6 protein-coding genes are annotated in these 6,570 nt (G+C 61.2%); 5 read left to right on the top strand and 1 reads right to left on the bottom strand.

Features of this window, described 5'->3' with window-relative positions:
* Positions 1 to 111 precede the first annotated feature (111 nt).
* Positions 112 to 789: a hypothetical protein gene (locus Q1K49_RS06710; protein WP_300524276.1), complete on the bottom strand. Its 678-nt coding sequence runs from the start codon at positions 787 to 789 to the stop codon at positions 112 to 114.
* Positions 790 to 947: 158 nt separating this feature from the next.
* Between Q1K49_RS06710 and ychF the strand changes: the two genes are divergently transcribed.
* From ychF to Q1K49_RS06735, 5 genes are all read left to right on the top strand, one after another.
* A complete protein-coding gene (gene ychF / locus Q1K49_RS06715; protein ID WP_300524278.1) occupies positions 948 to 2,042 on the top strand; it encodes a redox-regulated ATPase YchF in 1,095 nt (364 codons plus the stop codon).
* 46 nt (positions 2,043 to 2,088) lie between these two features.
* The gene (locus Q1K49_RS06720) at positions 2,089 to 3,111 is read left to right on the top strand and encodes an NADH:flavin oxidoreductase (RefSeq protein ID WP_300524280.1); all 1,023 of its coding nucleotides are present in this window, start codon (positions 2,089 to 2,091) and stop codon (positions 3,109 to 3,111) included.
* A gap of 6 nt (positions 3,112 to 3,117) precedes the next feature.
* Positions 3,118 to 3,939 (top strand): M55 family metallopeptidase, encoded by an 822-nt coding sequence (locus Q1K49_RS06725; protein ID WP_300524283.1) that lies wholly within the window; start codon positions 3,118 to 3,120, stop codon positions 3,937 to 3,939.
* Positions 3,940 to 3,965: 26 nt separating this feature from the next.
* Positions 3,966 to 5,138: a hypothetical protein gene (locus Q1K49_RS06730; RefSeq protein WP_300524286.1), complete on the top strand. Its 1,173-nt coding sequence runs from the start codon at positions 3,966 to 3,968 to the stop codon at positions 5,136 to 5,138.
* A 96-nt stretch (positions 5,139 to 5,234) separates the two neighbouring features.
* Positions 5,235 to 6,341, top strand: a complete 1,107-nt coding sequence (locus tag Q1K49_RS06735) for an A/G-specific adenine glycosylase (protein WP_300524289.1) — start codon at positions 5,235 to 5,237, stop codon at positions 6,339 to 6,341.
* Positions 6,342 to 6,570 lie beyond the last annotated feature (229 nt).

Genomic DNA, 6,570 nt, shown 5'->3' on the forward strand with positions numbered 1-6,570 from the left:
CGGAGGCGAAGCTTCGGAATCCTCCGTGAAAGGACGTGACGCGCTGGTGCTCTTAGTTTACGAGGGAATCACCAGCGCCGACGTGGAGCAGCTTGCGAAGGACGTCGATCTTCAGGGGCTGCAATACATCGTCGGATCCTCTGGAAACGTCCAGCAATAGTTCTGTGGCGGTTTCGTCAGCCCTTTCATCGCGAAGGGAAAGTCACTGGCGAAGACCAGGGCGCCTCCGTCCCGGAAGAGGAGCATGTCCCGATTACCCTTCTTCACGAAAGGAACGCCGTCGGCGAAACCGAAGAAATTGGACTCGAAACAACAGAGCGTCTCCATAAGAGGAAGGCCCATGTCCACCACCATGCGACCGATGAATTCGCTGTCGGTGATGTCTCCCCATGCCCGGGCGAGGGGCGCGAGGGTCGCTTCGTTGCCGTTCGCCGCGAAGACGAGCCGGGACGTTGCTTTGCCGGTGGGGGAGTGGCGCCCTTCCACGAAAAAGGGGTGGCAGTTGCGGTCGGAGATGGAGCCCTCGCTGGCTTCTCTGCTGTGGAAGAGAACCCACGTGTACTGCTCCGTCTCCATTGCCCGGGCCGCTTCGGCGGGAGAGAGGGAAACGCCTTTTGCCATACGTACTTCCCCTTCTTCGTCGAGGAGGGCGTAGCCGTTGCCGTTTCCTCCGTCCCGCAGTTCCAGTGCCTCGAGGTAGTCCCGCAGTGATCTGCAACCCGGAATTTCCGCGAGGATCTCCCGGAGCCGGAAGACTCCTTTCCTGTTTGCCAGGAGCATTCTGCACATGGTACATGTCACCTCCACGGGGCTTTCGTCGACAAACGGGGAGAGTGTAGCAGAAAAAGGCCGATCTGTGACCGGCGGAATCTGGGGATTGTGATATGCTGTGTTCCGGCGGTATTTTACCCGCCGCCGGAACCGAGACGACGAGGAGCGATGTGATCATGCTGCGATGCGGCATTGTCGGACTTCCCCTTTCTGGGAAAACGACGGTTTTCAATGTCATAACAAGAGCGGGCGCTGAGGTAAAAGCCTACGCGGGGGGCAAGACGGACCCCAATCGGGCCATGGTGGCTGTTCCGGACGAGCGATTCGACCGGCTCGTTCGCCTTTTTCAACCGAAAAAAGAGGCGCCTGCCGTCATGGAGTTCGTGGATCTCGCGGGGCTGTCCCGCGGGGCCGGAAAGGGCGCCGGGCTCGGCAACGCTTTTCTTTCCTTCGTGGGCGATGCGGATGCTCTTGTACACGTGGTACGCTGTTTTGACAACCCCGATGTTCCCCATCCGGAAGAGAGCGTGGACCCCCTCCGGGACTGGCAGATTGTGGAGATGGAACTCATCTTCCGGGATCTGGGTGTCATCGAAAACCGTCTTTCCCGCCTCGGAGCAAAAAAACGCCTCCTTCCCGAGGAGGAACAGGAGAAGGTGCTCCTTGAGCGCTGTCAGGCCCATTTGATGGAAGAACGTCCTCTGCGGGAACTCGCTTTTACGCCCGAGGAGGAACGGAGTGTTCGTGGCTTTGCCTTCGTGACGCGCAAGCCGGAGCTTGTGGTGCTGAATCTGGACGAGAGTCAGACGGACGAGACTCGGATTCCCGGCTGGAAGGACATGGAGAAACTCACCGCGGAGCGCGGACTCGGACTGGTCCGCATCTATGGACGCATGGAGATGGACATGGCCGACCTCGCTCCGGAGGAACAGGAGGAATTCATGAAGGATCTGGGTGTCGCCGAATCCGGGCGGAATCGTCTCATCGCCCAGGCCTACGGGCTCCTGGGACTCATTTCCTTTTTCACCACCGGCTCGGACGAGGTGAAGGCCTGGACGCTCCGGAAAGGCGACACGGCACTCGCCGCGGCGGGCACGATTCATTCCGATCTCGCGAGGGGGTTCATCCGCGCCCAGGTCGTTTCCTACGAGGATTTCTGCGCTCACGGGGAATCTCTCCCCCGGTGCCGGGAGGCTGGAGTGCTCCGTCTCGAAGGTCGCGACTACCTTGTCGCCGATGGTGACATGATCGAAATCCGTTTCAACGTCTGAGACTGCGTGCCGCCCGTTCCAGGGGCGGCGGAGAGGAGGATCCGAAGTGACGGAAAAAAAGACCGACGACATGCTCTGGACCCCCTTGGAAGTTCGCGGGGTGAGGGTGGCGAATCGTATCGTCGCCGCTCCCACGGCGACGGGAACCGCCGACGAGGAAGGGCGTCCTACGGAGGCCGCGCTGATGCGGTACGGCGCTCTCGCCTCGGGAGGCGTGGGACTGGTGGTGATGGAACATCATGCGATTCGTCCGGACGGAAGGGTCCGCCGCACGCAGTACATGCTGGACCGGGACGAGCTGGCGGAATCCCAGCGGAAACTCACCGCGCTCTTTTCCGAGGCGAACGTCCCCGTTCTGGTACAACTCAATCATTCGGGAGGGCTTGTCCGGGACGCGGAGCTTCTCAAACGTCCCGGATTCGTTCCCGTCGGGCCGTCGGCGGTTCCGCATCCCTCGGATGAGTTCGGTGTGGTTCCTCGGGAACTTTCCCGGGAGGAGCTTTCCGCTTTCGTCGCGTCCTACGCGGCTGCGGCACTTCGAGGACTTTCCGCAGGATACCGTGGCGTGGAAATCCATGCGGCCCACGGCTATTTTCTCGGGCAATTTCTGAGCCCGCTCACGAACAGAAGGACGGATCAGTACGGGGGCAATGTACAGAATCGTGCGCGTCTGCTGCTCGATGTGGCGGACGCCCTTCGGGACCTGATCGGTGACGAGGCGGTTCTCTCGGTTCGGCTCGGCATGGCGGACGTCCTGCCCGGAGCGCCTTCCGGAGGGTTCGATGTGGAAGAAGCCGTGTGGGTTGCCCGGGAGCTTGTCGCCCTCGGTGTGGACATTCTGGATCTGTCGGGCAATCTCTGCGGCTACGACGGTCCCGGAGAAGCCTATTTCGCGCCGTACGCGGCGGCGGTGAGCGAACGCAAGGGAAGGGCCCTCGTGGTCTGTACGGGAGGGATCCGGCGCCGGGAAACGGCGGAGCGGCTCCTGAGAGAGGGCGTGTGCGATCTTGTCGGTCTCGGCCGTCCGCTCTTTGCGGATCCCCATTTCCTGAGAACCTGGAAGGAGTAGGGTATCGTGAACGTCTACGTCAGCTGCGACATGGAGGGTGCCACGGGGGTCGTCGGGTTTGATCAGGTGGAACCGGGCAGCGCGGGGTACTCGTTCGGGAGGGCCATGCAGCGCCACGATCTGCTCGCCGTGGTGCATGCCGCTCTTGAGGCGGGGGCCACGCGGATTCTCGTGAACGACGCTCATTGGAACATGAACAATCTCGACCCCACGGGGTTGCCGACATCGGTGGAACTCTGCAGCGGTTCACAGAAGGTGTTGAGCATGGTCGAGGGAGCGGACGAATGTCAGGTGGCCTTTTTCGTGTGCTATCACGCCATGGCGGGAACGGAAAAGGCTGTGACGGACCACACCATGTCCCGAATCGTTCATGACGTGCGTCTCAACGGGCGTCGCGTGGGAGAAACGGGAATCAACGCGGCGGTATGCGGTTTTCTCGGTGTCCCCGTGGCGCTCGTCACGGGGGATCAGGCGGTGTGTCTGGAGGCGGAGAGCCTTCTCGGCGAGGCGCTTGTCACCTGCGCCGTCAAGGAAGGGCGGAGTGCTTCCGCAGCCCGGCTTCTGCCGCCGGAAAGGACGGCATCGCTGCTGCGCGAGGCGACCTGTCGCGCCATGGAGCGGGCACTCTCGGGCAAGGCGCCTCTTTTTTCGCTCCAGTCTCCGTATCGCATGGAGCTGGAATTCAGTCGTTCTTCCCAATGTGACGCCGCCTGTATCGTCCCCGGGAGCAGGAGGTTTTCCGGAAGAGGATTGATGGCGGAGAACGAGGATATGCTCGAACTCTATCGCTGGTTCCGTTCCGCCGTGAACCTCGCCGAATCGGCCTGAACCCGAAACGCCGAGGGAGGGATTGCGTGGTGTGGGGAAATGACCTGGGACGGCGGTGTGGGAACATTGTGGCGAGCGTGTTGTTGAAAATAGCTGTCCTGTCGATTGTTCTCGGCACGCTTTTCGTGGGGATGACCAGCCTGGGCACAGGCGCCAGGGCGGGGAGAATCGTCGAGGATCTGCATTGCCTGGGTACCGAAGCGGAGCGCTTTTTCCTCAAGTACGGAAGTCCGCCGACCTCTCTGGAGGAACTGCCCCACGCTGTCTCTGCCATGGGGGGCAATGTTGCATCCCGATACGGGATGGTCACCGACGAAGGCGGTTTCCTTCGTGGATTTCGGGCGGATCTCGCCCACTTTCCGAAAGAAGTGCGGAAAAAACTCGCAGGATTGGCACGAGAAGGCGATTTGTACGGCGATGCGGCTTTTTCCGTTCCCTACAACGGTATGACCGAGGAACTCTTTGTCCCTTTTTTCGGCAAGACTATGCTGGCTTCGGAGAACGGCAATGGTACGATGGAGCCCCTTTTGTTCCAGGGGCGTGCGGTATGGCCGGACCTTTTCTGGGGAGGTCGCGATGCGCTTCCACCCCTGGTGATGCGGAAAGAGGCCGGAGGTGTTCTGAACGTCTTCAACCCCGTGGGATCGAGAATGACGGAGGGTTCCGGAGGGCGTCCGCTTTTTTTCTGGAGGGATCCCGGAACGGGGGGATGGCCCGCGAACTATGAGGTGATTGTCCGGGCGACCTTGCAGGGGGCCGGTTCTCTGGGGCTTTACTACCGATTGAAGGGCGATTTCATGCCCGAACGCTTCGGAGAAGGGTATGTACTCATCTTCGACCCCGAACGGAGGGGTATCGTGGATGCGTCGGAGGGGACGCAGGTTCCGTCGAGAATGCGTGATTCTCTGGGGTATCTTTTGGTGCGGAAGCTTCACCGTGGGAAAGAGGACGGAGGCGGAGAGGGTGTTTTTCGCGCCGTCCCCCTTAGGCAGCTTGTGTCTCGCATTCCGGGTTTCCGAGGATGGGGAACGCACGAGATTTCCCTTCGCGTCTCGGGGAGGCAGCATACCATTCTGGTGGACGGTGTGCGGGTCCTCGATTTTCTCGACGATCATTCCCTGGAGGGGGGAGCCGCCCTGCGCATCGCTCCCGCGAGCCGGGTGGTGCTCGAAGATGTGCGCGTCCTTCCCGCACGCTGATCCGGAGCGTACTCTGCCGGAATGAGTGTCACGGAGCGATGCGGTCCGTTTTCCCTCCCGCAGGGGGTGTCTTTTGCCGAACTCGGAAACGTTCTTGTGGAATGGTTTTCCTCACACCGCAGGGATCTTCCCTGGAGGAGGTCCTATGATCCCTACGAAATTCTTGTCTCGGAGGTCATGCTCCAGCAGACCCAGATGGAACGGGGTGTTTCCTATTTTCTGCGGTGGGTCGCCCGTTTTCCCACCGTTGCCGATCTCGCCAGGGCGGACGAAGAGGATGTCCTGAGGCTGTGGGAGGGGCTGGGGTATTACAGCAGGGCGCGCAATCTTCTCCAGACGGCGCGCTGCATTGTGGAACGTTACGGAGGAAGCGTTCCACGCACGCTGCCTGAACTCCGCAGCCTTCCCGGGATCGGCCCATACACGGCTGGAGCGATTCTCGCCATCGCGTGGAACATCCCTGAACCCGCGCTGGACGCCAACGGGGAACGGGTTCTCGCCCGCCTTCTGGACTGCCGGGAGAGCGTGCGGAGCCGTAAAGGCCGGGAATGCCTTCTCGCGGCGATGCGGTGCATGACACCAGAGGGACAGGCCCGGGATTTCACCCAGGGCCTCATGGAGTTCGGTGCTCTTCTGTGTACCCCAAGAACACCCGGATGCGACGCTTGCCCCCTGCGGAAATCCTGCGCGGCCCTGACGGCGGGAACTGTGTTGCTGCGTCCCGTCCTTCCCGAAAAGCGTGTTTCCGTACCCCTTTCCGTGGTGGCGGGACTCCTTCGGCGCTCCGACGGCGCGGTGTTGCTCAGACGCCGCCCTCTCGGAGGACTTCTGGGAGGACTTTGGGAATTTCCCGGCGGAAAAGTGGAGGAAGGTGAACGCTTCGAGGAGACCCTCGTGCGGACAATACGGGAGGAACTCGGGGTCGAGATACTTCCGGGACCGTTGCTCTGCAAGGTGTCGCACGGATACACCACATTCCGCGTTTCTCTCCGCGTCTATCTCTGTCTTGTCCCGGACGTTCCCGGGCAAGAGGCTTTCCTCGACGGGGAAGTGCTCGCGGGGCTCCGCTCGCGTGCCGCGAGCGAGTGCGCCTGGGTTTCTCCCAAGGCTCTTGGCGACTACCCTTTGGCCGGTGGGAGCAGAAAGGCCGTGCGGATTCTCCTGGAGAAAGGGGTCTTTCCCGAGGCGGATGAAGGGACGTGACGCTGCCCATTTTGTCGCAGGCAACTCTTCCGTCCGTTCCTGCGCCGAGGCAAACTTGCTCGTAGATCTTTTTCCCCGTGGAGAACGTCGAGGGAGCCTCTCTCTTTCCTTTCCCGTGGAATTGCTCTCGGCATGATAAAAAATGTGTCACGACCGCAAGAAACTCGTTTTCTCGGGACGAGTTCCTTGCGGTCGTTTTTTAAAGGAGTTTTTGTGCCTTGCGTGCTTT

The organism is Aminiphilus sp. (assembly GCF_029975095.1).
Classification (GTDB): domain Bacteria; phylum Synergistota; class Synergistia; order Synergistales; family Aminiphilaceae; genus Aminiphilus.

Coding starts and splice junctions, on each gene's coding strand:
- Q1K49_RS06710 (WP_300524276.1), bottom strand. CDS start 789: ATGTGCAGAATGCTCCTGGCAAACAGGAAAGGAGTCTTCCGGCTCCGG.
- ychF (WP_300524278.1), top strand. CDS start 948: ATGCTGCGATGCGGCATTGTCGGACTTCCCCTTTCTGGGAAAACGACG.